The organism is Nostoc cf. edaphicum LEGE 07299, assembly GCF_015207245.1.
Taxonomy (GTDB): domain Bacteria; phylum Cyanobacteriota; class Cyanobacteriia; order Cyanobacteriales; family Nostocaceae; genus Nostoc; species Nostoc edaphicum_B.
The window spans coordinates 1-3,350 of sequence record NZ_JADEXF010000713.1 but is presented as its reverse complement, the minus strand read 5'-3'; the positions used below and the strand labels follow the sequence as shown (position 1 = coordinate 3,350).

The 3,350-nt window shown below is 40.4% G+C and carries 2 protein-coding genes; both read right to left on the bottom strand.

Going from position 1 to position 3,350, the window contains the following annotated elements; all coding sequences use genetic code 11:
- Window positions 1-139 precede the first annotated feature (139 nt).
- Entirely contained in the window at window positions 140-2,887 is a 2,748-nt protein-coding gene (locus IQ229_RS19395; protein ID WP_194046545.1) for a hypothetical protein, read from the bottom strand.
- Window positions 2,841-3,212 carry a hypothetical protein gene (locus IQ229_RS19390; protein ID WP_099101832.1) on the bottom strand — a complete coding sequence of 124 codons (372 nt, stop codon included), beginning with the start codon at window positions 3,210-3,212 and terminating at the stop codon, window positions 2,841-2,843. Before IQ229_RS19390 ends, IQ229_RS19395 begins: the two co-directional genes overlap by 47 nt.
- Window positions 3,213-3,350: the final 138 nt, after the last annotated feature.

Here is a 3,350-nt window from a genome sequence, read left to right as displayed (position 1 = left end):
GGGTAAAAAAACATTTGATACATCAATCATGACTTTTCAAACATCCTTTAAAAGACGTTGGTAACTTGCTAATACTACACTATCAGAAATCTAAAATCCAAACTTGTTTGATTCACTATTAACTACTTACATAAGCCAATTAACTACTACGTAGAGTCGCCACTAACTGACGTGCAAAGGCAGAAATTGCTTCATATTTATCGCTGTGAAGTTGCATCATTTGGCTACGTGCAGTCTGTTCATAAGGGTTATTAGCAACTGCTGCCAATTGTTCGTAACCTGGATAGTAACGGCAGAATGTATAAATACCGTTATCATCTAATAACCATTGGCTATAAACGCCTTCTTTGCGGGGAAAAAAGCTTTCTGAGGCATTACGAGAAATAACTTGGCGGGGATATTTCAAGATGTCTGCAAAACTATCTACTGCAACTGGCTGAATGCGTCCAATCAACCGTGTTGTCAGGTTTTGCAATATTTTTGATGCAGCTTTAGATTTAGCAATGGTGTCAGGATCTTGTCCTGATAAGATGACTCTGATACCGGCTTTAGCGCCGTTCGCACAAATTCTACCAACTAAGTCAGAAATTTGCTCGAACTCAAATAAAATTGGTGCTTCGTCGATAAAGAATATGGAAGCTGGACTACCTAATGCGCGTCGGAGTGCGGCTGAATAAGCACTCAAAGAGAGTACGGCTGCATCTTCACTATCTGATAGGTTTCTGAGAGCAAAAACTAAAAGTTGTGCATCGGTAGGAAAGCTGGATGGTGCAGAAATGGCTTGTCCCACGCGGCTAGAAAGCCAAAAGCGTAAGCGTAACTGAATTTGACTCAGAGCGTCTTCGACTCTACCAGTTAAAGAACTTAACTGCAAGTGTTCTGGTGAGCAGAAAAACAGAAAATCTTTTAAAGTGGGGGTTTTCTGCCAAGCAAGAGTACCAAATCCTCCCTCCATCGCCTGTCGATATCGCTCTTTGATGCCCTCATCTCTAAAGAAGGCTTCTAGAGCCAAGTTGAGCAGCGATCGCACGGTTTGCGATAAAATTTGACTTTCAGTCGACGATCCTAAAACCATTGTCATTAACGCTGATTCCAGGAAGGCGGTATAATCGTTAAAGCGATCGCGCTGTTGTTCTGCTTCTAGCGATCGTAAATCTGGCTGTTCAAATAAGTTATTCGATTGTTTGGAAATATCAAAATAGGCTCCATTCCTCTCCATAAACTCTGTGTAGTCAGTGAAAGTAGATGTCCCATCAGGTTTAGGGAAATCTAACGCCACAACTGGAATGCCGTGTGCTAAAGCCTGAGTTAAAATCCCTGACACCAACACCGATTTACCAGCACGGGTTGTCGCAAACAAAGCTAAATTTTTGTGCTGATTAAATAAATCTAAATGTATGGGTGTTCCACCTTCTTCAGCAATCAACTCAAAGCCTTGTTTGTCACCTTTTTTACTTAAAACTAGAGGCATTAATCCTGGAACTTCACTTGTTAAATATAGCTGGCGACGGTTGAAAGGTGTTGCTAATAAACCCTCCCAAACTATTGGTAGAGTTTGCAGCCAAATTTTCCAGGCATATTCAGTTTCCCTAATTACTTTGGCTGGACGTTGAAAACAGTTTTCAATATATCTTGTCGCCTCATCTAATTTTTCTAAAGTTGGACGATGTACTAAAATAGCAACACTCGTATAAATCGGGACTGCACCTTCAAATAATTGCTCTTGCGCTGCTACCGACTTCTTCAACTTTAATTGAGCGTTGACATCAATAGTTTTACTTTTTTCTTGAGCCATGATGGTTGTCATGTTTGACTGCTTCAGCACTCGTTGCAAAGTAGTTTTTACCACTGCTGGATTTGCAGCAGTCAACTCACAAAAAATTTCTGTATCTACTACTGTTTCTCTGGCTAACAGTTCCCATAAATAGCGCAGTTGAGCCGATTTACTAGTCCAACCGCCGGGTTTTTCCAGAAATGACAATGCGCCAATATAACGATTATTAACATTAACCCAGCGACGATCGGCACAAGGTACACTAGATTCCATCAGCAAAGTTGTGCCGTGGATATTGTCTAGAAGTAATTTAGTACTAGCTAAATCGGAATTGACTTGTTCGTGTAATCCTTCTTCATCTAAAGTCATTAACTGGGGAATAGCTATTGGCTGCGTATCATTAAACCTTTTCCAGATTTCTCCCCAGAGTTCATCAGCAGTCAAAGGTTTGACATCCAATCCCATTTTGTTAGATAAGATTTGTTCCCAGCGGAGAAAGCCCTGGTTGTAAGCATTTGTAATCAGGGTTTCGATACGTTGATTTTCTACTTCTAAAAGATCGCCTTTAAATTTCAACCACCAGGATTCAGCTTTGACTAAAAGCTTTTCTATCCAATCATCTGCGTGTTGCGAGTTAGATTCAATGGTGTAAGTTACATAAATACGCAAAAATTTAGGTTTACGAATTCCAGAAATAGTCAGTTCTTTAATTCTGGCTCTCTCCGCCATCAACAAATATTTGATGTCTCGCGAGGATGCATTTTTGATTAATGTTGCTAACTCTTTTTGGCGCTCTTTATCTGAACTAAAAGAACCCAAGTGTAGCGTCATTCTTTCACCGCTAGGAATGTCTTTTAATCCGGCTTCAATGTTATTAAAAAGTGTATCAATTTGTTCAGGTCTTAAGGTGGTATGAATTCCCTTACAATCAAAACCAAAAACAAAGCAGAACCGATCTTTTTGAGTACCTTTTGTCAACAGGTAAGCGCCAATATCACGTCCATTCATTGCAACGCGCAGCATTGTCGCCAAGTGCAAGGCATCTTCAAATGGCGTTAATCTACTTTCATTTCCGGCGATGCCGACGCTTTGTTTTCCGATTTTTTGCTTCATGGTTAACTTCCAATAAGCTTTGATAACGAGCAAAGCCTCTTGTCCAAGCGGGAACGCCAATAAATTTACTTAAAAAACTCCAACTCCTACCACCAGTTAAAATCCACCAAGTTCCTATTCCCCAACCAGTCATTAGTACTGTCCACAACCATTTTTGAAACTCTTCTTCAAAAAGACCTCCAAAAATCCCATTGATAATAAAGTAGGAGGCTAAGGCTATTACCGTCCAAGGAAGAATTTGATCGGCAGGGATTGGCCCTAATGAAGGTTGACTTCCCAGAACCTGATTGACTGGACGAAATTCTTGTTCCCGCTCTTGAGACATTTGAAATATTTTAATTAGTTACTGCTATCGCCAATTACAAAGCGTGTGAGTACATCAGCAATGGTAACAGCAACAACCACTAATAGGGGAGTTCTGGCGATGCTTTGCCAATCTTCATCTTTACGCACTGCATTAATC